Consider the following 26,013-nt stretch of genomic DNA (forward strand, 5'->3'; position numbering starts at 1 on the left):
ACGGGTTTGAAACCTGTCTCTACGTCATCCGAATCGGGAATCATTATTTTTGAATCATTTACTCCAACGATACAATGAATACGATTGGGCATTATCTGAAATTCCCTCAAAACAATATTGCCATAATGATTGGGTAAATCCAGTCAACAATCTAATACAATTTTGCCATATTCATTCAATATCATTTATCCATACTTTATATGTCCAAATAAATGATCTTTTTTTTGGTGCAAATGTTAATAAAATAATCTCCAGGATTACTATAATTCCACCATTTGGCTCTGGTAGATTCTATTCGGTATTTTCCTTGAAATTTAGTCATTTTATTTTACAACGCTATAAACAAAATTCCTGAACGTCACTGAACCTTCTCCAATGGATGCAAGTCCTAAACGAAGGCTCATAAAACCACTTAACGCATTATGGTTGAAAGAGCTTACCTCGGCAGAGTTTTCAATTTTTAACCAATTCTTTCCGTCAATGCTGTAAAACATATTTACTGTCTGTTCTTTTTTTTCCAGACGTAAAAACAAATGTGTTTTATTAACTCCTTTTATAGTAGGAAACTGCCAAACTCTAAGAATTGCCATGATATTTTCTTTATCGAAAGCGATTCCGGTAAATATTTTAGGATCATAAAAAAGAACCAATCCAGCCGATGCATTTCCTTCTATTTCAACTTCTACACCAGCGGTGTATGAATGGTCCGAAGGAGTACATAACAATGGTGAACTTTGACCAATGCCTGTTCCTTTTCCTTTGATTTTTATTCCGTTTGGAGAAAATGTAACTCGTTGTGTATCGTACTCGTCAAAAAATTGCCATTGCGGATTGAGCTTTGCTCCTGTAAAAGCATCAGAAAGTATGACATTACTGTTTATATTTTGTCCTGTAGGTTTTTTAATTTTATCTTCGGTTTTAATACCGTCTTTCATTTTGTACCAGCCGTCTTTTGTCCATTCTACAGGCTGCAGCAATGTCTGGCGTCCCATATTGTAATAACCGTTTTCGTAGCCGTGAAAAACCATCCACCAATTTCCTTTTACATCGTCAATTAATGTGGCGTGTCCTTTTGACCACCATTTTTCGGAAGCGCTGTTTGTTCTTATAATTGGATTGTTAGGCGAATTTTCCCAAGGTCCTAAAGGCGATTTTGACCTTGCCGAAATTACCATGTGGCTTGTTGCTGGACCAGCGGTTCCTCCTTCGGCAGTGGTTAAATAATAGTAATCGCCTCTTTTAAAAACTTTTGGTCCTTCCATACAGAAACATTCAATGGACCATTCTGAAGGAATTTTCCATCCGTCGTAAACATGTTTGCTTTCTCCCGAAATTACCAATCCGTCTTTTGAAAGCGGGACATAACTTCCGTTGCTGAAATACAGGTAACGGTTTCCTTTTTCGTCTGTAAAATGTCCGGGATCGATATTACCGATTTTTAAATCAATCGGATCACTCCATGGACCGTTTATCGAATCTGCCCAAACTACATAATTGGTTTCGTTTGCCGGAAAATAGATGTAGAATTTGTTATTAAGTTTTACCAAATCCGGAGCCCAGACTGAACCTACACTTTTTTTGAGCGCATGCGTAACGGGTTTCCAGTTGATTAGATCTTTAGAGGTCCAGATTAACAATCCGGGGTAATAATTGAATGAAGAATGTACAATATAATAATCTTCACCATCACGAATTATAGAAGGATCAGGATAATCGCCTGCAAATATTGGATTTTGATAAAATCCATCTTTTACATTTTGTTTTTGCTCCTGTGCATTAATTGTAAGCGAAATGAAACTTATAATTAAGAAAATTGCTTTTTTCATAGTCGTATTATTTGTTGACTTTATAAATTTCATTGGCCGTAATCATTTCCCAATTGTCGGTTCTAAAGGGCGAAGCCGGAAATTTTTCTTTATTGTAAAGATTGATATTCGTATCATCATCCGCCCATCCATAACGAACTGCTAGGGGATTTGAAACCTCAGTACTTGAAACGATAATTTTGTTGTCTTTGATTATTGCTTTCGCAGAATAAAAAACTTTGTCGGCACCGGCGATTTCGAAACCTTTTAATTCGGAATTATTTGGTTTTGATAATCCGCCTCCTATGTTTTCGAAAGTCACAATAATCTGATTCTCTTTTATTTCCTGAGATTTATAAGTAGGACCGCTAAAAACTTGCTTTTTACCGTAAACATTATTCAGTGCAATTGCTGCCAATCGAAATCCCACATCTTGTTTGTTGGTTGGGTGAATGTCTTTTGCGTTTCCGATATCTGTAGTAACGGCCATTCCGGTATTGGAAAGTTTTAAGGTTTCAGATTGTGCCTCACGAAGTTCAGCCCAACGGCTGCCTTTTGTACTGTTTCCGCCAAATTCATCGAAAGTGGATAATTGTACAAAGTAAAAAGGAAAGTTACCCTGATTCCATTTTGTTCGCCAATCCTGAATCATTAACGGAAATGCTTTTTTATATTGATTTGCTCTCCATACATTCGCCTCTCCCTGATACCACAAAACGCCCTGAATCGCATAAGGAATCAGCGGATTTACCATAGCATTGTACAATAATGAAGGGTAGCTGTTTGGCGAAACGGATATTTTTACCTGAACAACATTGAATTTCCAAAATCCTTCTAAAGGTAAATTACCCTCTTTAAATTGAATTTTCAAATCGATTGGTTCTCCGTAAATCCCTCCACCACCGCTGTAATCTGTAATTCTGACTGCGATTACGTTTGTTCCTGCTTTTAAGACATTTGCCGGAATTTTGTAAATTCTTTGCTTGTCCCAAATCTTGTTAGTACCAATCTCGATTCCGTTTACAAAAGTCTGATCTTCATCATCGACTTTTGCCAGATGTAAAACGGCTTCATTTTTGGCTTGTTCAGCAGTTAAAACAATCGTTTTTCGCATCCAGACAATTCCGTCGATATTGCCTATTTGCTGATTTTCCCAAAGGGAAGGGACTTTTATTTCGGGCCAATTTTTATCATCAAAACCGAATTCCTTAAACTGGTTTTCATTTTCCATGGAAACATCAAAACCCTGAACTTTTTTGAGATTTTGCAAAATGGATTTCTTATAACTTTCGAAAATAGCATCCATATCAACAGTTGGAACTTCGGCAATTATCGATTTGAATTCATCACTATTTTGAAATGCTTCGTGGCTTGTCCAGGTTTCTACATTGGTTCCGCCCCATGATGTATTGATAATTCCGATTGGGATTTTTAATTCGGCAAATAATTTTTGAGCAAAAAAGTAGCCTACTGCTGTAAAATCTTTTATGTCTTGGGGGTTGCAAGTGGTCCACTTTCCTGCTTTCAAATCATCTTTTGGAGTACCGCTTAAATCCTGGGCTACTCCAAAATGACGAATCGTGGGATTATTAGCCAATTGTTTTTGGGTTTCAAAATCCGGCAGTTTGTACATTTGGAATTCCATGTTGGATTGTCCGCTGCAAATCCAGACTTCGCCCACCAGAACATCTTTTATGACAATTTTATTTTTTCCTGTAATGAACAATTCAAAAGGACCTCCGGCTTTTTCGGCATTTAAACTCACCATCCATTTACCGTTTTTGTCGGCTTGAATTGTTTTGGTTTGTTTATTAAATTGAATTTCTACTTTTTCGCCAGGATCAGACCAACCCCAAACCGGAATTGGTTTGTTACGCTGCAAAACCATTCCGTCAGAAAAAACTAAAGGCATTCTGACATTAGCGTTTGCTATTATACTGCAACTAAAAAGAAGGAAAGCAATGCATTTTTTCATCTTTACTATATTTAATTTTTACTCTTATAAAATTCTTTCATAACATACCATGCTTTCTTTTTTTCTCCTTTATCAGAAAGTAATCCTTTCCTATTCCAGCCTCGTTGATAAATTGGATGCAATCTTGATTGAGAACGGAAATCACATAATATCCAAGGACATACTCCTGCTAAATTAGGATTAGTATCAAACATTTCAATTTGATCTTTATAAATTTGTTCTTGGTATTCTTCTGACCAGCCTGATGCTTCGTCTTTTGGTTGTTTAGTACTACCATAAAATGCTTCACCTCCAAATTCAGATATAATTACTGGTTTTGTATCATTTACAAATTTCCATTTTGTGTCTTTTGGTAAACCTTGCCATGGCGTATACCATCCAATATACTCGTTTACAGATATTATATCAAAATAATTATAAAGAGGATCTGACAAATCAAACGTATTATTAGTATAACCTTGTGTAGAAATAACGGTCGTTGTTAACCGGGTTGAATCTAAAATTTTACATTGCTTAACTAATTTAATTAATGCTTCATCTCTGCTTTTTGTAAAATGATAGGTTTCATTTGACAAACTCCAGATGATTATTGCACTACGGTTTTTATCTCTTTTGATCATTTCTTTAAGCATCAAATCCATTTTTTGTTGGACTTTTTCATTCGAAAACTCGATATGTTGGTAAACCGGAAGTTCTTCCCAAATCATCAACCCCTTTTTTTCAGCTAACTTAACCATATATTCATTATGTGGATAATGTGCTAAACGTACCATATTACACCCTAACTCTTTAGCCCAATTTAAAAGAACTTCGGCATCTTTTTCGGAGTATGCTTTTGCTACACGAGTGGGCATTTCTTCGTGAATATTGATTGCTTTCAAAAAAACTGGTTTCCCGTTAAGTACAATTTTAGTACCATTGGTTTCTATATTCCTAAAGCCAATTTCATCACTAATTGTATCTAATCCACTTTGGATTTCTATCCTGTATAATTTTGGATTACCTGGACTCCAAAGGTTAAATTTTGCTTTAAATTGTATTGGTGCATAACCAGAATCATTTGTTTTAACTTTAACATTTAATTTTAATTCTGGGATGCTCAATTTAATTTTTTGAGAAATTGTAGTACCATCAATTTTTACCCAGCCTAATACTTCATTGTTTGAGTTCTTTTTTAATTGAATAGAGTAATCTTCTATGAAGGATTGTGGCGTTTCAATCAAATTTACATCTCTGGTAATTCCTCCATAATTAAACCAATCATATCCTTCACTTGGAATACCTTCTTTTACTTTTTTATTATTTACCTTAACTACTATTGAATTTTCGGAATTACTAATAAGATTGGTGATTTCAAATTGAAAAGGAGTAAAACCACCCTCATGAGTCCCTAATAATTTACCATTAAAATAAACATCGGTCAAATAATTTACAGCTCCAAAATGAAGGAACAATCGTTTATTGGTTTTTAAATCATATTTAAATGTTTTTTTATACCAGACAATTCCTTCATAGTAAGTTAGTTCCGTCATTTGTGTATTGAAATCTGACGGAACATTTAACACGTCCCCATTTTCAAAAGAATATTCTACAAAATCAGTTTTCTTTTCTGGTTTTCTATCTTCCCAAAATTTATGAAAATCCCCCACTCCGTTTGGATCAATTATAGTATTCCACTTACCATTTAAACTTGTCAATTTTCTGGCAGATAGGTTTATCATTGCACTTTGAGCAAACATGGTATTCCCTAATAAAAAAAGAACTAAAATAAATAAAGGATAAAAAAGTGCTTTTTTAAGTTTCTTCATTTTCATAATTCTTCCTTTCATTTTGCTGGTATTAATCCTTTTTCTACAAAGGATTTACTTCAATCCATTCATCAAAGCGGTCAATGCCTGCGTATCAAAAACGGTATTATTAGTTCTGTTAATAATTCCAAAACCATTATTTGTCATACTTCCCTCATCCCAGTAAAAAGGCACCAAACCATTTGCTTTTGCCTGTTGCACTACATATTTTAAATAATAAGCACGTGATGCCAAATGTTTTGTAAGATTATCACCTGTTAATGAAGAACGTCTGATAGCACCAAATTCTCCTAAAATTACCGGAATTCCTTTGTCTACAAACTGAGTTTTCATCAGTTTAAAATCGGCTGTTACTGCAGATTCCTCTCCCCAAGTTGCATTTCTGCCGGTATCGGTTGTAGATTTAAATCCATTTCCCCAATAATAAAACATTTTGCCCCAACTTTCGTCCTGAGTAAGCCCCGCAAATTGCCATGGTGCATAATAATGTACTTCTACCATCATACGCCCTGCTACTTTATCTGTAGGCAAAGAGGTCATTAATTGATTTGTTTTTGTAATATCGGTTCCCGGTCCCTGAATTATCAAAGTTCTGTAAGCATTTTTTCCGCCAGTAGAACGAACAGCATCAATAAATGTCTGATGATAGGATTTAAGTACTGCCATTTGTTCAGCGTTTTCTACATTTGGCTCATTGGCACTTGCAAAAAGCAATAATCCGTTGAAATCTCTAAGACTGGTAGCAATTTGCTCCCAGAATGCTTTTTGCTTTTCATTGTTTTCTGCTTGTTTTGCTACTGTAATATTGTTCTCCAGCCATCCGCCGTCCCAGTGAACGTTTACAATACAATACATTGCGTTATCATTACAATATTTTACCACTTCCTTAACCCTGTTCATCCAATCTGCTTTTATTTGAGCCGTAGTTGAATTGGCTAAATATTGGTTCCAGGAACATGGAATCCTTACAGCATTAAAACCTTTCGCTTTTACTAAATCTATTAATGCCTTGGTCACTTTCGGGTTTCCCCAAGCCGTTTCACCACCGGTAGCTTCCATCGTGTTACCTATATTCCAGCCTATTTTAATTTTTGATGCAATTGTTTTGGCATCGCTCCCCATGCCTGAAGCGTCAGCCGGTAATGGGTTTGTATTATAATTTGGTAATTTTGAAGTAGATGCTGAATAAACCTCTGAATTACTTTCTGCTACATTTTTTTCTTCAGTCAATGTATCATTGCTGCAAGATAAGTTTCCTAATAACACCAAAGACAGCAAAGCTGCAATTTGGTAAATCATAAGCCTTTTTTTCATAATTTTAGTTTTTGTGGTTAAATGTTAGTAAAGTATAATCTTGATAATTAGGGTCTGCTGAAAAACTCAATATTTTTTTTAATACATGAATTTATTGATTATCGGCAATATTTTTATAATTACCAAGAAATTGTATCGTAATTGACTTTGAAATTATTATTGAAAGAGTAAAAAACAAAGCATATTTGTCTTCAAAAAAAGTGATGCAAGAATTTTGATTAAAAATAAAAAAAGCTTGCATCAAATATCTTAAAAAAACCGTTTAAATCTATAAAAATCAACAAAGTATATTTTTAAGCAAACCTTAATTAATCTTTTTAGAATCAGAAAAAAACTTAATTCTAACTCAATACGGTAGACTATATTCTATATTAAAATAACAAAAGGTCATACCAAAATAAGTAAAAGTCATTATTTCAAATCTAAAAGAAAAAGAAATTAATTACTCATAAATTTCTGGTATTTAAAAAAAGTCTCCCTAAATTGATATCAAAAATGCGATCTGCAATTAGTTTATTGATTACTCTTTGTATCGAAATTTCAATGTTAGAACTAATTGCAGGTCACATAAATTCTTTTTATTTCAAACCATCCTGTAAGGCTGTTAATGCCTGTAAATCAAAAACAGTATTATTGCTTCTGTCAAATAAAGACATCGTATTTACTCCCAAACCTCCTGCATCCCAATAAAAAGGAACTAAACCATTTGCTTTTGATTGTTTTACGACAAATGTGTAAAAATCTGCTCTTGATTTTAAATGCAATGCCAATGCATCACCGGTTAAATTCGAACGTCTGATTGCGCCAAATTCTCCTAAAATTACAGGAATTCCTTTGTCTACAAATTGTGTTTTCATTGATAGAAAAAGTTTGCTTAAATCAGCCTCCTCTCCCGAAGTTGCATTGTGTTCAGTATCGGTAGTTGAATGATTACCTGCACCCCAATAATAAAACATTTTACCCCAGCTAGCGTCTTCAGTCATCAAGGTAAATTGATAAGGATAAAAGTGAACCTCAACCATCATGCGGTTTGCGATATTATCTGTAGGAAGCGTAGTCATCAGTGTATTCGTTTTAGCGATATCTGTAGATGGTCCCTGTACGATTAAATTACGATATGCATTTTTACCACCTGTAGAACGAACAGCGTCAATAAAAGTTTGGTGATATGAAGTTAAAACTGCCATTTGAGCAGCATCATCTACATTTGGTTCGTTGGCACTCGCAAAAAGTAAATGCTCATCAAATCCGCGTAAATGTGTCGCTATTTGTTGCCAAAATGCTTTTTGTTTTGCATTATTTTGATCTTTTTTGGCTTCGGTAACATTATTTTCCAGCCATCCGCCATCCCAGTGAATGTTTACGATTACATACATATCATTATCCACGCAGTACTGCACAACTTCTTTTACTCTGTCTAACCATTCGGTTTTGATTTTTGCAGTTGCAGAATTCTCTAAATACTGGTTCCATGAACATGGAATTCTAATTGCATTAAAACCATTTGCTTTGACCATATCAATCAATGCTTTTGTAATCTTTGGATTTCCCCAGGCTGTTTCACCACCAGTTGCTTCCATTGTATTTCCAATATTCCAGCCCATTTTCATTTTTGCTGTCAATTGTGCTGCAGTACTGCTCATACCAGAAGCATCAGCGGCAATAGGGTTTGTATTATAATCAGGAAAACCAGTAGATCCTGCAATTCCAACCTGAGAAACTGTGATTTGAACAGATTTAGCTTCATTTGAGCTTAAAGTTATAATTGCTGTTCTGGATTGAGTAGTTGTATTTGCTAAAGCAGTTACTTTAACAACTGTTGTCCCCGAAGTTCCTGCTGCCTGACTAATTTTTACCCAACTTGCATCAGAGCTATTCATTAGCCAAGCTGTCACTCCTGTTGTAATGGTAACGTCAACATTACTTTCAACACTCTGAAAATCAATTTTATTTGTATTTACAGATAATTCTTTTATTGTTAGGTTTTGTGGTGTCTCTTTGTCTGCACTACAGGCAAAAAATCCTATAAAAGCGACACAAAGAGCCACATTAATCAGATAAATTTCTATTTTTTTTTTCATTTTTATATAGTTTTAATTATTTATAATAACCTAGTGGTTTTCAGTTAGTCTCATTTTTTTAATTCATTATAAAGCGCAACAACTTTATTACTTAATTGTTACAACAATTTCTTTTTTGATGTCTCTTGAAGAATTTCCAAGTTTCAAAATATATTTTCCTGGCTCAACTGTCCATTTTTTTGAAGCTACGTCGTAATACGCCAACTCTTTAACCGGAACTTTAATTTTTATTGTATTTGAATATCCTGCTTTTACATCTGTTTTTTGGAACCCTTTTAATTCTTGTACAGCACGTGTAATTTTTGAGTCAGATTTAGATGTATACAATTGTACCACTTCTTTTCCGTCAACTTTTCCGGTGTTTTTAACGTCCACAGAAACAGTAATTGTTTCCGTTACAGCATAGGAGGTTTTGTCTGTTTTTGCATTATCGAAAGCAAATGTGGTGTAGGACAATCCGAACCCAAAAGGGTATAATGGAGTGATATTTTTAGTATCAAACCAACGATATCCTACTAGAATTCCTTCAGCGTAATTTACTGCTTTGTCACCCGGAAAACTGTTTGTTGCATGCGCAGGAGAGTCCATAAGATTTTTGGGCATTGTCCATGGTAATTTTCCTGATGGATTTACTTTCCCCAACAGTACATCAGCCAAAGCATTTCCACCTTCAGAACCATTAAACCAGCTCCAGACTAAAGCCGAAGTTTTTTTGCTTACTTCATTAATATCAAAGGGAGCTCCGGCAATCATAACCACAATGGTTTTAGGATTAACGGCTAATACTTTTTTGATTAATTCTTCTTGTCCGAATGGTAAGTGTAAATCGCTTCGGTCTGAAGCTTCGGTTTCATAATCACGATTTGAACCTGCAAAAATGATAGCCACATCAGAATTTTTAGCAGCTTCTACCGCTTCCTGTAATTTAGCTTCATCTAATTGATCTATTGTTACCGGACCACTAGATGTAATATTTCCTAAATTTCCTTTATTTTTTTCTTCGTAACGTTCTAAGTATCCTTCAGCATAATTAATTTTAACTGATGAAGGCAGACGGTTTTGCAATCCCTCAAGAGGAGTAACTTCTCTTTTGGTTTTTACACCTGCGCCAAATCCGCCCAGTGCATTTTTCTTGGTTGCATTGTTTCCAATTACGGCAACAGATTTAAGTCCGTCTAATTTTAAAGGCAGTGCATTGTTTTCGTTTTTAAGTAAAACTATTGCTTCAGCCGCAATTTTGTATGCATCCTGATAATGTGCCTCAGTGGCAATACTTCCTTTAGCACGATTTCCCCCATCTATCGCTTTTACCTGAAATAAGGTTCTTAAAATACGTTTTACATGCAGGTTAATTTCTGTTTCCGAAACTTCTCCGGACTTTACTGCTGCAATTAATTTATCAGCAAGAAAAAATTCGTTGAATGGTTTTGGTGTTCCCATTTCAATATCTAAACCATTTTTTAAAGTTTTTGCGGTAGAATGTACCGCAGCCCAATCTGAAACTACAACACCTTTGAATCCCCATTCATCGCGAAGGATTTTATTGAGCATATAATCATTCTCGCACAAATATTCTCCTCTGAATTTGTTGTAAGCCCCCATTATACTATAGGCTTTTCCTTCTTTTACAGAAGCTTCAAAAGCCGGAAGATAAATTTCACGAAGTGTTCGTTCATCGATTTGTACATCTACAAAATCACGGTTGGTTTCCTGATTATTAGCTGCATAGTGTTTGACACACGCCATAACATCTTTTTCCTGTAAACCTACGATTAAAGGCACAGCAATTTTTTTATTTAAAAATGGATCTTCAGACATGTATTCATAAGTCCTTCCGCCAAGTGGTGTTCTTACAATATTAATGGCTGGAGAAAGCAGCATGTCTTTATCCCTGGCACGCAATTCTTCACCTAAACTGGCTCCGAATTTGTGCGCCATCTCTACATTCCACGTTGCAGCCAAACCGCCTCCGGCCGGATAATAGGTTGCAAAATCATTGGTTAACCCTGCCGGAGACCAATTATCACGGGAAATTTCTTCACGAACCCCTAACGGTCCATCAGCCATTTTGAGTTCAGGAATAGCCAGACGTTTTACACCTCCGTTACTAAACATACTATTGCCGTGCAGCATTCCTATTTTTTCCTCGAGTGTCATTTGAGAAATTAACTTGTCAATTTTTGCATCAAAGCCTGTCCCTATTCCCTTACCAATATATGCTTTTTGAGCAGGGACTGAATTCTGTCCATAGTTTTTACCGGAAGTAAAAACCAGAAATATCATGAATGCCGACAGTTGTAAAATTTTGTTTTTCATAGATCATTTCATTATTAGATTTAAAATCTCATCCTCACTAAAATTTTAAAATCGTGGTGTTTAAATTTATTTTATGTTTTGCTGTATGTTTATTTTAAAATTATTGTTTTACAAAATTCATCATGAAGACATCATTCTCATTGATTTTAATTTCTTTACTAAAAGTTCCTTTGGAATCGATGTTTATTTTTTCTGAGGCAACAGGGCTGCCGTTATTTTTTTCTTTGATTGAATTTACCTGATCACGTGTCAGCTGATTTGGTTTATTCATAGCCAAATAATCTGCATAAGCATCATTTGATTTATAGCCTACTTTGTAGATTTCCAGAATGTATTTCCCTTTTTGCAGTCCTTCAATTTCAATTTTTACTTTTCCTTTTTCTTTTGAAGGCAAATCTTTGACGTAATAAGTCTGATTCCAGACTTTGTCACCCGGATGTGTATTGGTAAAATCCCAAAATAAAAGCTGAAATTCTCCTTTTGCATTTTTAGCTGCCCATGAAGCTTTATCCGTATTTTGAAGTTCTGTTTCTCCTAATTTGTTTAATAATAAATAAGAGAAGTAGGCCGGTTTTTTAATCCCCTGTGTATTTAGCAAACCAAAACCTCCGTGAAAAGGCGTAAATCTAGGGCCTGCTTCTTCAAAAATATCCGTAAAAACCCAGTACGACATTGAGTTCGCCGCATTGCCAACCTGTTTTAATTTCTGTAAAATATACGCTGCCGAATGGTAGCTGTCGTGAATAGGGTCTGACGGTGTATAAGATGAACTCCATTCTGTGTAATGTAATTCCAGATTTGGTTTAACCGAATTGGTGATCTGCTTACGCGAATTGATGACATCCCCGCTAATGCTGTTTACGTCTGGACTCAAAACAGTTCCGGAGGTTCCAAATTCGTCCAGATAACCCTGATTTACTCCATAAGTATGTGTCGAAATAAAATCCAGCGGAACATTATTTTTAGCCGCAAATCCAATTGTCTCCGGAACCCACCCAGCACCGGCTGTTGCCGGACCGCCTACTTTATAATCTTTATTTACAGCTTTGATACCCCTGGCTGCATAATCATATAATTTAAAATATTCCGCCTGTGTACCTGTCCAGAAACCGGGCGTTAGATTCGGTTCGTTCCAGACTTCAAAATACCATGTTTTGACTTCTTCTACTCCGTATCTTTCTGTAAAATGCGCTGTTAGATTCCGAATCAAATCTTCCCATTTTTTATAATCTTTTGGAGGTGTCACATTTCCTTTCCACCAGAAAATCGTTTCACTTCCGCTTGCCAGTGCATTGGGCATAAAACCTAATTCTACAAATGGTTTCATTTTCAGACTCACAATAAAATCAAACAAAACATCCACGTATTGGTAATTGTATTCCGGATTTCCTTTAGAATCTTCTCTGTAAACCGCCATATCATCAGTCAGTAAACCATGCATTCTGATGTATTTAAAATCACATTCTTTTTTTACCATTGCCAATTGCTGCTGCCAATCTGCACGTAAACCTTCATTTGCTCTTCCGGCACCAATGCATTCTTTGAACATGGTGTTTAATTTTCCGGAAGATTTATTGAAATCTACTTTTATGGTTCGGTCTTGTCCAAACAAATGGATTGAACTAATTAAAACTATTATTATTAAAAGTTTTTTCATCTTGAAATGGTTTTAATTCTAAATGTTAGACGCACTGCTGTGCGTCTCTACCGTATCTATACAGGTTTGACTTTTTACATCTAACATTTAACTTCTAACTCAATTACAATTTCTTAAATCTCACCACACCTCCTCCAGCTCCTCCTAAATTTAATTTCAGCGAGTCTGTAGATTTTACTGTTTTCTTCGAAATTGCTACTGCTTCCGGATTGTGTTTTTGATCTGTTCCTTCAGCATCAGCATAAATCTGTGCTTCGTAAGTTGCATTTGGATCTAAAAATGATAATGAAACATTTACGTTTCTTGGATTTTCATTTGTTAAAGTTCCTAAATACCAGTCGGCACTGTTTCTGTCTTTTCTTGCCGTTGTGATGTATTCACCAATTTTACCTTCTATGATTTTGGTATCTTCCCAATCTGTCGGAACGTCTTTTAGGAATTGTAAAGCTGGTTTTCCTTCGTAATTTTCAGGAAGATCGGCTAGCATTTGAATAGGAGAATAAAGTACTACATACAATGCCAATTGCTGCCCCACCGTTCCCTGAATTCTTTTTCCCGGGTATCCTTGTTTTACCTCAACATCGAAAATTCCAGGTGTAAAATCCATTGGTCCGGAAAGTAATCTTGTAAACGGAATAATGCTTAAGTGATTTGGCGGATTTCCTTCACTCCAGGCATTGTATTCCTGACCTCTTGCCGCTTCTCTTGAAACCATGTTTGGAAAAGTTCTGCGTTCTCCTGTATCTTTAATTGATTCGTGGTATAAAACTGCTAGATCATATTGTGCTGCTTTTTCTAAAATATATCTGAAATAGTTCACTCCAAATTGTCCGAAGTGCATTTGTTTCATGTTTAATTTAGAACCTACGTGACCAATTTTCACCGTATGGATTCCCAATTTTTTGTACAAAGCAAAACCTTCGTCGACTTCTTTTAAGTAGTTAATTAAGTTCGAACCCGTTTCGTGATATCCGATTAATTCGATGTTCTTTTTCTTTCCGTATTCAACTACTTTTTCAAGGTCGAAATTGTCGGCATTTTTCGTGAAGCTAAACATGTGCATACGGTTTTCATACCAGCCCGGTGTCCAACCTTTATTCCATCCTTCGATTAGTAAATGATTAAAACCTTCTTTGGCAGTAAAATCAATATATTCTTCAGCGTGTTTGGTAGTTGCGCCTTGTTTATCGCTTTCCCAGAACGTATATTTTCCGATGTGCATTCCCCACCAGATTCCTAAATATTTATACGGCTTGAAATAGCTGTTTGTATTTTTTAATTTGTTTGGTTCATTCAGATTTAAAACCAAATAAGAAGTAATTAATTCTCCCGGATTTTCTCCAATCTGGATCGTTCTCCAGGATGAAGTAAAAGTATCTTTTACACGAACTTTTACGCCATCAGGCCAAGGCACTAAATCTGATTTTAGTTCTGTTCCTTTATTATTTACCAAAGTCATACTGGCAAAATCGATCAGGTTTGCTTCATGAAAACTTAAGGACAATCCGCTTTTACTTTCGATTGTAAGCGGTGTCAGAACCGTATCTAATTTACTGACCGGTGCCGCTTCAAACAAATATTCGTCACGGTTTTCTCTGTTTGCAGGAATCCACCAGGCTTTTCCATCTTCTTTTAAGTTGAAAGTCGTTTTTTCATCCGTAATGAAAATACTGTCTTTTACATTTTGTTTTGGATAAACATATCTAAAAGCAACCCCGTCATCAAAAGCACGAAACTGAATTTGCAACTTTCTTTTGTTTCCTGTTTTTTGCTGTAAATCAACAATTAACTGATTGTAGTGATTTCTGATGTTTTTCTTTTCTCCCCAAACCTGTTCCCACGTTTCATCGAAAGTGGAAGTTTTAGCTCCTTTGATTTCAAAATTCGTGCTTAGATCTTCATTCCCTTTCAATAAAAAACCCATATCAGACGGCGTAATCACTTCTGTTTTTCCGTGAGAAACGGTATACTTTGGAGCATTTTTTACCAGTTCAAATTTGATTTTATTTTGTCCGTTTGGCGAAGCAAGTTCGTAGGCATTTTTATTTTTCTGGCTGTATCCAAAGGTAATTGAGAACAGTACAGCAGGAAGTACAAAGTAATTTTTCATGGTATTTCATTTATTCTTTATAAATAAATCGGATGACACAGATTTCACCCGATTTATAAAACTAACTCTAACAAAACCTATTTTAGCCACTCGGTTTTAAAAGTGGTTTTTCCGTTTAAGGTATTTGGTGTTACATCCAAAGTATTTCCTTTTTTAGTAACTGTAATTTCCTGAACAGTATCTCCATCCGGTAAAAATATTTTGGCTTTCGCCGAAGTGGTTTTGTCACTTGCAAATACTTTTAGGGTTAATTTGCTCCAGTCCATATCTTTGGTAGATTGTGCCAATGCAATATGTGGGATAGCAGAACCATCTCTGACCAAAACTACAATTGGTACTTCGCCGGCTTTAATTTTATGCCATCCTCCCTCGTATACTTTTTTAGTCTGATAATCAATCCATGTCCCTGCCGGAAGGTAAACGTCTCTCTCTTCAACTTCTTCAAAAAGCGGTGCAACCAGCATACTGGATCCAAATAAATATTCATTATCGACTAACCATGCTCCCGGATCATTTGGATATTCTACAAACAAAGCGCGCATCATTGGCAATCCTTTTTGAGAACTTTCTTTTGCCTGAGCGTAGATGTATGGCATTAATTCGTAACGCATATTATCTGCTTTTCTAAATCCTTCAAGGAAATCTTTGCTGTACAACCAAGGTTCGCGGGGTGGTTCTCCGTGGCTTCTTACGTGTGAAGTAAACATTCCGAAGGGTGCCCATCTTCTGTATAAATTTTCAGGAGATTTTGTAGCAAAGCCACCCACATCATGACTCCAGAAACTAAAACCGGAAAGTCCTAATGAAAGTCCTCCACGTAATTCAGCTGACATGGCTCCGTTAGTCGTTTCGGCATCACCGCCCCAATGTAACGGATAGCGCTGTGATCCTGCCCATGTACTTCTTGCCCAGATTAAAGTATATCCTTTTTCTTTTTGGGTAATTTCGGCAACAGCCTTATTATATCTTAATGGATATAAATTGTGTTCATAAAATCCTGTTCTTCCTGAATGGTAAATTCCGTCCGGCGGAGCAGCTTCTCCAAAATCTACTTTAAAAACTGAAACGCCTTCATCAAATAATTTTTTCAATTTTCCCTGGTACCACGAAATCGTTTCAGGATTTGAGAAATCTAAAACAGCATCTTCATAAGGCAGATTTCCTTTTCTGTCCCTTACTGCCAGATTTTTGTCCATGATTTCATTGAACAATGTATTTTTTGGAGTGAAATAAGGCAATTGCCAAAGACATACATGAAAACCATCGTCTTTTAAATCAGACATCATTTTGGTTGCATCCGGAAAACGGGATTTTGCAAACTCGTAATTGTTTCTCCAGTCTACATCAAACCAGCCGGTATCAAAGTGAATAACATCGGTTGGAATTTTATATTTACGAAGATCTTTTGCTACTTCTCGGCCTTCTTTTTCTGAGAAATAAGTAATCCTGCTCATCCAGAAACCAAATGACCAAAGTGGAGGCATGGCTGCTTTTCCAGTCAAATCAGTGTATTGGTCTAAGATATCTTTTGGTTCGCCGATGAAGAAAAACAAATCGGCTTCATCATCGCCAATGTACATTTCGTTGGCACTTCCAAAGTATTTTCCAAAATCAACTGTAATGGGTGTTGAATGATGCATGAAAACTCCGTAACCGCGGCTGCTCATATAAAAAGGAACCGGTTTGTACATCGTTTCATTTTGGATTCCATTCGCATCATCTGTCCATAAAACTACTTTTTGACCGCGTTTGTTGAACTGCGTGAAAGATTCTCCACAACCAAATATTTTTTCATCAGGTTCTAAACTGAACGCTGCGCCCATACTTCTGGAATAATCGCTGTTTCTGCGAACATAAGAAAACGGAAGTGTTGGTGTGTACGTATTTTTAAAGTCGGTATCGTGAAGCGTACTAGTGAGCAATTTTCCTTTTTCATCGTAAATTTTTACATGCCATGGTTTTGTCAAAATTTCAACAACTCCGTGTCTGCTGGTGTATTTATGACCTCCTTCAATTTTAGAATATTTCCATAACTCCGGGTGATTTGGCGCAACTCCGTTAATCAGCATCAGAGATTCTTTTTGTGGGTTAAATTGCGGCCCTGAAGTAGTTTTGATACGGATGGTTCTGTCTGATACAAACTGAATTTCGAACGGCAACACTGGAGAAACCTCATATTCTGTTGTCGGGAATTCATTTGGTTTTTCCGCATCAGGTTTCATCATCATGTTGTTAAAAGCCTGACGCGTTTTGTAATTGTATCTCAAATATTTTATAGTTCCTTTTCCTGTTACAGGATCAAAAGAAGCCAATTCATCAGCGAAATAAAAAGTGTTCAGATAATTCTGAAAATCTTTGCTGATATCTATTGGTGCATTCAGCACATCTGCGTTCTGAATTTGAGCTGATGCTTTTGGCGTCAGAACAAATCCAAGCATAAAAGCCGAAAACAATGCGGTTAGTTGTGAGTTTTTCATTGGTTAATAATTCTAGATGTTAGTTTTCCTGCGAGGTTTTGAAAACCTCGTAGGTTTTTATTTATTTGAAACTTATAATTTATACCTACAAAATTTTGAAAACCTTGCAGGAATGGTGACTCGTTATTCAGTTGTAATTACAATTGTGGCTTGTTTTAGTCCATTCGCTTTAGCGGTTAATTCCAATCTGTCTGATTTATCTCCAGACTGAACGATGACCAGACATTTTCCGGCTAAAGCAGTATGTTTTGTTGCTTTGTATGATTCGTGACTTACCGGATCACCGCTGCAAACGCCTACTATTTTTCCGCTTCCTTTTAATGAAAAATGAATTTCATTATTGGCATTTGGAGCCAGAGTTCCGTTGGCATCCAAAATATCAACGGTTACAAAAGAGAGATCATTTTTATCTGCTTTGATCGTACTTCTGTCAGCAGTCAGTTTTAATTTTGAAGGGTTTCCTGCAGTTTTGATTTCTTTTTCTAAAACCACTTTTCCGTTTTTGCGGGAAACTGCTTTCAGAGTTCCTGCTTCAAAAGGAATTCTCCACATAACGTGCAGATCGTCTCCTTTTTTGCTTCTCTTTCCAACTGATTTTCCGTTTAAAAAAAGTTCTGCCTCATCGGCATTATTGTAATATGCCCAAACATCTACGGTTTGCCCGGATTTCCAGTTCCAATGCGGAAAAACATGAAGAACCGTTTTATTTGTCCATTCGCTTTGGTACATATAATACACGTCTTTTGGGAAACCGGCTAAATCGACAATCCCGAAATACGAACTTACCGATGGCCATTCGTACGGAGTTGGCTCTCCAATGTAATCGAAACCTGTCCAAACATACATTCCGGCTAAGAAATCATGTTTTTTTATAATTTTCCAGGTTGCTTCATGCGTAGATCCCCAAGGCGTTTGCACCTGATCGTAAGCTGAAACGGTGTTGTTCGGGTTTCCTCCTTTAAATTTAAGATCCCATTGTACCGGCCATTTTTTGATCGTATCTGAAACGGCGTCATAATACCCTCTTGTCTGTAAACCTGAAGTCGTTTCAGTTGCGATGAAAGGTGTATTTGGGAAGTTTTTCAAATGATGTTCGAAAGTCTGATGCGCATAATTGTATCCGATTAAATCTAAAACACCAGATCCTGCAAGCGGATTAACCGAAACATTCTTTTTTTCAAATTGTAAAGTTACAGCATCGATATTCATATTTACAGGCGGATTCATTCCTGCAGTAATGGGTCGTGTTTTATCATTGATGCGTACTATTGCGACTAATTCTTTGGCAATTTCAATACCTGTTTCGTTCCATTGTTCCGGAATTTCGTTTCCGATACTCCATATAAAAATACTTGGATGATTGCGGTCACGGCGTAATTGATCTGCTAAATCTTGTCTGTGCCATTCGTGCCAGTCATTTGCATAATCGTATTTGGTTTTGTTTTGTTTCCACATATCAAATGCTTCATCCATGACAATGAAACCCATTTTGTCACAAAGATCCAAAAGTTCCGGAGCGGGCGGATTGTGAGAAGTCCTGATTCCGTTTACACCCATTTCTTTCAGGATTTCTAACTGACGTTCGATTGCGCGTGTGTTGATTGCAGAACCCAATGGCCCCAAATCGTGGTGCATACAAACGCCTTTTATTTTGACTTTTTTTCCGTTTAAAATAAAACCTTTGTTCAAATCGAATTTAAAATCTCTGATTCCGAAATTGGTTTTGTATTGATCTACAATTTTATCGTCTACCAAAATTTCTGTAACTGCTGTGTACAATTCAGGTTTTTCAACAGACCATAAAACTGGCGTTTCAACTTGTGCTTTTTGTTTAATTGTTTGATTGGTATTTGCGCCAATCGTTATGTCTTGGGTAACCGATGTTACTTTATTGTCTTCTTTAAAAATAGTAGTGGTTACTGTTGCATTTTTTGAAGTTGAATTTTGATTTTGAATCGTAGTCTCAACTTCTACCGAAGCTTTTTCGGCTGTAACTTTTGGGGTTATAACATAAGTTCCCCAATGTTCAACATGTAATTTGTCTGTGGTTTCGATCCAGACATTTCTAAAAATTCCTGAACCAGAATACCAGCGTGAATTAGGTTGTTTTGTATTGTCAACCTTAACAATTATTTCGTTGTTTTTGTCTCCGTAATTTAAGTAAGGTGACATATCATATTGAAAACCAATATATCCGTTTGGACGTTTTCCTAAATAGTGTCCGTTTATCCAGACTTCACTGTTTTTGTAAACACCGTCAAAAGTGATCGAAGTTGTTTTTGCGCTGTCTGCCACAGCTACTTTAAATGTTTTTTTGTACCAGCCTAAGCCTCCATTAAGCGATCCTCCACCATATCCGGCGGGACTTTTTTCATTGAATTTTGTTTCGATGCTCCAGTCATGGGGAACATTTAATGTTTTCCATTTAGTTGAAACTCCAATGGTATCTTTGTCAATTATGCTATCATTTAAATGAAATTTCCAGTCTGAATTAAAAGAAACTTTTCGATTGCTAAAAGCCTCTTCTTTATTGTTGCAGGAATCAAATAAAATGACTACGACTAACATTAATAATGATAACCCGCTGCTAAAATATTTTCTTTTATTCATTGGTACTGTATTTCTTTTGTAAATACTAAGTTAAAGATAAAGTTTACAATTTCTTCTCTAACCTGAAATATTGAAAGTCTCAGTTTTAAAACATTAGAAATGTTTTGAAACTGAGACTTTTCAAATTAAACTATTATTGTTTTACTACTAAATGGTAAATCAAATAATCACCGTCTGATCTAATAGCTATAAAAGCCAAAGTTGTCTCGGTAAGTTCTACAATTTGCACATTAGTAAAACTAAATGAAGAACTAAAATAGCTTGATCCGCTTGGATGCAGCATTTCTGCCCCTCCGTTAAAAGCAATTCTATCGTTTGTTGAACCAGTTGTAAGGTTAAAATTAAAAGTTCCTATTTTAGTTGTTTGCACAGTACTTCCTGCTGTTGGATCAGTTTGTTTTACTGTAACATTATAACCTCCATTAAGATCAAAAGTAATTTCTCCCCAATCTTTATTCTCTAAACCTGCCCATGAAATATCAGAAAGATTTGGCCACCATCCATGTCCACTTACTGCAATATTTTGGTAAGATGCCGGTTTTCCAATAAACTCAAGAGGTGCCGTCATGTATAAAACCCATGTTTTACCATTAACTCCGTTGGTTAGTAAATTCCATCTCTCGTCACTAAAATAAGTATCGTCATTTTGAGCGATATTAACAGTTACAGGAGCAGCATCTATAGCTCCTCCTCTTGTATAAGCAGTATAATAAACAGTGTATTTACCTGCAAAAGGAAAAGTAATTTTATCCTCGTTTTTGTTAGAATGCCCTAATTCATTTCCATTTCCGTCTACATATTTCCAATATGGAATTACAGCAGGGTCTTCGTTTTTTAAAATTACTTCATTAGTTTTTGAAGTATTCTGTGTTACAGAAAACTTAATTGTTTCAGGTGTAAGCCCTATTGCAGGCAAACTCTCGCGATCTTCAACAGGTTCACATGAAAACATTAATGAACCGATGGTTACGGCAGCTATTAAAATATATAGTATACGTTTCATAATCATTTTGTTTTTTAGTTAGTTCCAACCTGGATTTTGTGAGATAGTACCATTCGAAAGAACAATTTGAGATTGTGGTAATGGGAACCAGCCTAAGGTTTCTGTTCTAAATGTTACATTAAATTGAGAATCAGTAGCTGTGTTATCAATTGCAGCTTTAGCTACATCAGTCCCTTTTCTGATTAAATCAAAATAACGTAATCCTTCAAGAGCTAATTCTAATCTGCGTTCTTTCATAATATTATCCATAGTAGCAGTAACTCTGTTGGTCGTATTTTTGAAAGCACGATCACGAACTCTGTCTAAATCAGCTTGCGCTAATGTCTGATTTGTTCCTAAATTTAATTCGGCAGCCATCAGTAATACATCTGCAAAACGAATAATAGCATAATCCTGATAGTTATCAATTTGGAAATTTCCTCCATTTGCTTCTACAATACTTACACCTGCATCATTGGTGATCGGGCAATATTTTTTCCATGAATATCCGGTATATTGACGTTGTTCTCTTGCTATAGGATCAAAATTTAATGGATTCCCTTTATAGGTTTCATTCTGATAATCAATAAATGATGCACTTTTACGGGTATCCCCTGTAATATACTCACCAACTAATTTTGGATTAACAGTTGCTCCTCCCCATCCTGAAGCATAAGGTCCGATAGCTCCTCCACGAGGTGCAATATTTACCTGAAAACGGTTTCCTTCATTTAAATTCCAATCTCCTTTTCCTGAACCATTAAAACGAACAGCCCAAACCATTTCGGTATTATCTTCTCCTGCAAAATTTGCGAATGAAGCAGCCAGCCAAAGATTAGCAAAATCAGAAACCAAACCGTGTCCACTATTAGTTACCACATCATTTATATAAGTAATTGCCTGTGATTTGGTTACTACACCTGCCAAATCAGCTTTTTTATAATAATCGGTATAGAATAAAAAGGTTCTTGCTAGATACGCTTCGGCAGCCCATTTTGTAATACGTCCATAATTAGCATTTCCGGATTGAGAATAATTGTCATTATTTAAATTATCCGCAGCAAATTTTAAATCATTAGCAATTAAAGCGTAAGTTACCTCAGCACCTTGTCTTGGTAATAAAAATTCGCTGGCTGAAGTAGTATGGTCTAAAGGAATGATATCCCCGAACATTTTAGCGGCCTGAAAATGAAAGTGTGCTCTTAAAAAACGTGCCTCAGCTTCGTATCTGGTTTTAAGTGCTGTATCAGTTCCCCAATCTACTTTATTTAGGTTTTCTAATAAAATGTTAGCTCTGTAAATTCCTAAATACGAGTTTTTCCAGACATCCATGTTCATCTCTTTATTACTAACAAATAAAAAACGGTCCCATTCGATATCTGACTGAGCATCAGCAATACCATATCCTCCAAAACAATCATCAGAAGCCTGTTCGCTAATTAATAAAGGCCCTCCATAAGCTTCGCGTTGCAATACATCGTAAACAGCAACTAATCCTTCGAAAGCATCAGCCGGTGTTTTGTAAAAATTCTCTTCCACTATAGTTGTAGAAGGCTCTGTATCCAGAAAATTATCTGAACAAGCTCCTAAAACAAATAAGCTTGACACAGCAAATAATTTTATATATTTTTTCATCGTTTTCATAATTTAAAAATTAACATTAAGACCCATCATGTATGTTCTAGGCTGTGGATAATATCCTACGTCGATTCCCTTAGCCCAAGTCTGATTGCTGTTTCCAAATCCAATCTCAGGATCCATTCCCTTATATTTTGTAAAAGTGAATAAGTTATTAGCCGCAACATACAATCTGAATTTGCTAAAGAAAGTCAGTTTTGATGTCAGTTTTGTTAAATCACAACCTAAAGTAGCACTTTTGATTCTGAAGAAATCTGCATTTTGAACATATAAATCTGAAAATTTAGTATAATTTCCATTGCTGTCTGTTCCGTAAGTAACTCTTGGAACTCTGTTAGAGCTGCCTTCTGTTGTCCATCTGTTTAAAACATCTGTAGTATAGTTAGTATACCCACGTGTAGGATCATGAATTCCAAAAACATTCTGACTTCCCGCTACTCCATAAGTATTGACAGTCAGGTCAAATGCTTTGTATGAAAGATCAAAATTTAAACCATAAGTAAAATCAGGGTTTGGATCTCCGATTTTGGTTTTATCATTTGCATCAATTTTTCCATCACCATTAAAATCCACAAAACGAACATCTCCAGGCTGTGCCGCTGGTTGTGCCCCTGCAGCAACTTCAGCAGCGTTTTGAAAAATTCCGGCTGTTTTTAATCCGTAGAAATAACCAATCGGCTGCCCTACCTCAACACGATTTAACTCGTCTGTCCCTTGAAATAATAAGTTAGGATCTCCATGAATGATTCCTTCACTGTTTGCTACTCTTATTACTTCATTTTCGTTATGAGAAATATTGCCATTTATAGAAAAATTCCAGTCTTTTCCAAATTTTGTATGATATCCTAAAGCAAGTTCGACTCCTCTGTTTCTAATATCACCTCCATTAATATAAGGTGCTGTAGCTCCTGCATAAACTGGTATTGAAGCCAAAACCAACCAGTCTTTTGTCTTTTTATCGTAATAATCAAACGTAACAGTAAAATTATTGAATATTGTAGCATCAAAACCAAAATCTGTTTGTTCTGATGTTTCCCATTTTAAATCAGGATTTGAAAGTTGATTAGGGCTTGAACCTGTTTGCAGAGTTTCTGTTCCTGTTCCGAAATGATAAGTTTTATTGTATGAGCTAATTGTTGACATGTAAGAAAAAGCAGGAATCTGATCATTACCATTTTGGCCCCAGCTTACTCTTAGTTTTAAATTATTTACCACTTTACTCTCCGGAAAAAAGTCACGATCAACATTCCAACCTGCAGAAACAGCTGGGAAATAACCATATCTGTTTGAAGATGCAAAATTTGATGAACCGTCTCTTCTTAAAGTTGCCGTAAATAAATACTTGTTGTTAAAGTCATACAACAAACGTCCAAAATAAGATTGAATTACATAATCTGCACGATTTCCTTTGACTGTATTTGATGTCTGATCTGTAGCATTGCTTAAGTAAGCATGTGAAAAATCGTCAAAAATCAAATTTTTCCCTGTTCCTTCCATATAATCTGAAGTATTCTTTTTAGCAGAAGTCCCTACTAATACATCAAAATTATGCAGATTATTCAATGTCGCTTTATATTGTAATGTATTTTCAAATATCCAGCCTAATGATTTTGTCGCATTTTGTGTAACACTTGAAACTGTATTGTTATCGTTTGAAGAAAGAGAATAAACCGGTCTGAAAGAACGATAGTTACTATCTGACATATCAACACCAAAACTAGTTCTGTAAGTAAAGCTTTTTAAGAATTTTAATTCCGCAAAAATGTTTCCAACGTAACGATTTACTTTAGTTTCATTAAAATTATTGTAATATAATGATCCTAAAGGGTTACTGATATCTGCTGAGATAGACGAATGTGCAAAATCTCCATTGGCGTCATAAGCAGGATCAATTGGTGCAGCATTTAAGAAACTTCTGATAGCGTTACTGTAAATTCCCTGATCCGCTACTCCTGAGCTTTTAATATTAGCAAACGAAAAATTTTCTCCAATTTTCAAATGTCCTTCAATAACTTCTGAAGTTGAATTTACATTAAATGTAATACGATCATATTGCGATTGGCTTGTTGCGCCGCCAATCATCCCTTCTTGTCCATAATATGACAATCCGGTAGCGATTGTTGATTTTTTATCACCACCTGTAATTGTAAGTGAGTGATTTTGTTTTATAGCACCTTCTTTAAACAAATCATCCTGCCAGTCATGATTTGGCAATGCAGCAACTTGTGCTTGTGTATATAATGGAGTAAATCCGGAATTTATACGAGCCTCATTCATAATGGTAGTATATTCCTGTGTATTTAATAAATCTAATTTTTTAGCAACTCTTTGAAAGCCTGCATAACTATTTAATGACACATTCATTTTTCCATCTTTTCCTTTTTTTGTAGTTACTAAAATAACTCCATTTGCGGCTCTTGCACCATATATAGATCCTGCAGAAGCATCTTTTAATACGTCCATTCTTTCTATAGAAGATGGGTCAAGATATCCGATTCCGTTATCAACAACTACTCCGTCTACTACATAAAGAGGAGTACTGTTTCCGGCTGTTCCAACCCCACGAATGTTTACTGCCATTCCAGCTCCCGGTTGACCTGAAGTTGATGTAACACTAACCCCGGATGCCTGACCCTGCAAAGCATTTACAACATCAAGACTCGAAACTTGTTGAATATCTTTACCTGATACTAATGAGGTAGCTGCGGTATTTACCTTTTTCTTTTGTATTCCGTATCCAATTACTACAATTTCTTTAAGTTCATTTGATTCTGTTTGTAATACAACATTAATCGTTTTTTGACTGCCTACGGTTATACGCTGAGTTTTAAAACCCATAAAACTGATTACAATTACATCACCAGTTTTTGCTTCTACTTTAAATAATCCGTCAAAATCAGTTGAAGTTCCTGATTTTATTCCTTGAACAGTAACGCTAGCACCGGGAACTCCCATCCCGTCCTCTGACGATGTCACTTTTCCACTAACAGTTTTGGATTGGTCTTGGGCAAATCCGGACTGCATTATAAAAACATTGAACAGCAGCGCCATAAAAAACGGAAGCCTTGTTGTTTTAATACAATATTTGCTTTTCATAATAATTAATAATTTGGTTAAATTTATTGTTAGTATTTTTGTAATTCAATTAATGCACCTTCTAAATAATCTGTTCTTTGCCACAAGTTGCTGAATTTCCAGGCTTTAACGTATTTTAGCAAATCTCAACGAAGAATCCTCCTT

The 26,013-nt window shown here is 35.7% G+C and carries 13 protein-coding genes; all 13 read right to left on the minus strand.

Annotated features, from left to right (window positions below):
- Positions 1-323: 323 nt before the first annotated feature.
- Complete coding sequence (locus DMB65_RS13380) at positions 324-1,826, minus strand: family 43 glycosylhydrolase (protein WP_230470674.1); 1,503 nt, start codon at positions 1,824-1,826, stop codon at positions 324-326.
- 7 nt (positions 1,827-1,833) lie between these two features.
- Positions 1,834-3,780 carry a sialate O-acetylesterase gene (locus DMB65_RS13385; protein ID WP_110307139.1) on the minus strand — a complete coding sequence of 649 codons (1,947 nt, stop codon included), beginning with the start codon at positions 3,778-3,780 and terminating at the stop codon, positions 1,834-1,836.
- Between the two features lie 11 nt (positions 3,781-3,791).
- Positions 3,792-5,609, minus strand: a complete 1,818-nt coding sequence (locus tag DMB65_RS13390) for a glycoside hydrolase family 2 protein (protein WP_230470675.1) — start codon at positions 5,607-5,609, stop codon at positions 3,792-3,794.
- Positions 5,610-5,642: 33 nt separating this feature from the next.
- Positions 5,643-6,902 (minus strand): glycoside hydrolase family 5 protein, encoded by a 1,260-nt coding sequence (locus tag DMB65_RS13395; RefSeq protein ID WP_230470676.1) that lies wholly within the window; start codon positions 6,900-6,902, stop codon positions 5,643-5,645.
- Between the two features lie 578 nt (positions 6,903-7,480).
- Positions 7,481-8,983 (minus strand): cellulase family glycosylhydrolase, encoded by a 1,503-nt coding sequence (locus DMB65_RS13400; RefSeq protein ID WP_110307140.1) that lies wholly within the window; start codon positions 8,981-8,983, stop codon positions 7,481-7,483.
- Positions 8,984-9,070: 87 nt separating this feature from the next.
- Positions 9,071-11,299: a glycoside hydrolase family 3 C-terminal domain-containing protein gene (locus DMB65_RS13405; protein ID WP_110307141.1), complete on the minus strand. Its 2,229-nt coding sequence runs from the start codon at positions 11,297-11,299 to the stop codon at positions 9,071-9,073.
- 100 nt (positions 11,300-11,399) lie between these two features.
- A complete protein-coding gene (locus DMB65_RS13410) occupies positions 11,400-12,956 on the minus strand; it encodes a GH39 family glycosyl hydrolase (protein WP_110307142.1) in 1,557 nt (518 codons plus the stop codon).
- A 103-nt stretch (positions 12,957-13,059) separates the two neighbouring features.
- Complete coding sequence (locus DMB65_RS13415) at positions 13,060-15,066, minus strand: glycoside hydrolase family 97 protein (RefSeq protein ID WP_110307143.1); 2,007 nt, start codon at positions 15,064-15,066, stop codon at positions 13,060-13,062.
- A 77-nt stretch (positions 15,067-15,143) separates the two neighbouring features.
- The gene (locus DMB65_RS13420) at positions 15,144-17,543 is read right to left on the minus strand and encodes a glycoside hydrolase family 31 protein (protein WP_110307144.1); all 2,400 of its coding nucleotides are present in this window, start codon (positions 17,541-17,543) and stop codon (positions 15,144-15,146) included.
- 123 nt (positions 17,544-17,666) lie between these two features.
- Positions 17,667-20,153 carry a glycoside hydrolase family 2 TIM barrel-domain containing protein gene (locus tag DMB65_RS13425; protein WP_110307145.1) on the minus strand — a complete coding sequence of 829 codons (2,487 nt, stop codon included), beginning with the start codon at positions 20,151-20,153 and terminating at the stop codon, positions 17,667-17,669.
- 133 nt (positions 20,154-20,286) lie between these two features.
- Entirely contained in the window at positions 20,287-21,156 is an 870-nt protein-coding gene (locus DMB65_RS13430) for a hypothetical protein (RefSeq protein ID WP_230470677.1), read from the minus strand.
- A gap of 18 nt (positions 21,157-21,174) precedes the next feature.
- Complete coding sequence (locus DMB65_RS13435; protein WP_110307191.1) at positions 21,175-22,770, minus strand: RagB/SusD family nutrient uptake outer membrane protein; 1,596 nt, start codon at positions 22,768-22,770, stop codon at positions 21,175-21,177.
- A gap of 12 nt (positions 22,771-22,782) precedes the next feature.
- On the minus strand, positions 22,783-25,869 hold the full coding sequence (locus DMB65_RS13440; RefSeq protein WP_110307147.1) for a SusC/RagA family TonB-linked outer membrane protein: 3,087 nt from the start codon (positions 25,867-25,869) through the stop codon (positions 22,783-22,785).
- Between the last annotated feature and the right edge of the window lie 144 nt (positions 25,870-26,013).

It is taken from the genome of Flavobacterium cheongpyeongense, from assembly GCF_003202435.1.
Classification (GTDB): domain Bacteria; phylum Bacteroidota; class Bacteroidia; order Flavobacteriales; family Flavobacteriaceae; genus Flavobacterium; species Flavobacterium cheongpyeongense.